The sequence below is a fragment of the Vallitalea maricola genome, from assembly GCF_036985595.1.
Taxonomy (GTDB): Bacteria; Bacillota; Clostridia; order Lachnospirales; family Vallitaleaceae; genus Vallitalea; species Vallitalea maricola.
Genome location: NZ_BTPU01000461.1, coordinates 1 through 292, shown reverse-complemented (window position 1 = coordinate 292; position 292 = coordinate 1). Strand labels below are relative to the sequence as shown.

Annotated in this window: 1 pseudogene; it reads left to right on the top strand. The window is 34.6% G+C overall.

The annotated features are described in order from the left end of the window. Positions 1-292, top strand: a pseudogene (locus tag AACQ14_RS24635) (hypothetical protein); the annotation flags it as partial.

Sequence of the window (292 nt, the reverse complement as noted above, 5' to 3'; positions counted from 1 at the left end):
ATAAAGACAGATTTAATCAAAGAGGGCACTGCGCTTAGTCATCAAAGCGGTCAGATAATTAATAAAACTTCGCCTAAGATTGTCCTTGCGACACTAAATGCAAGGTACTTTCACACCAGTTTTGGTCTACGTTACCTTTATGCGAACTTAAAAGAGTTACAGGGATTTTGTGAAATAAAAGAGTTTATTATCCAAACTCGCGCCATTGATATAGTTGAACAAATACTAGAAACAAAACCTGATATTGTTGGTTTTGGTGTTTATATTTGGAACATAATTGAAACTACTGATG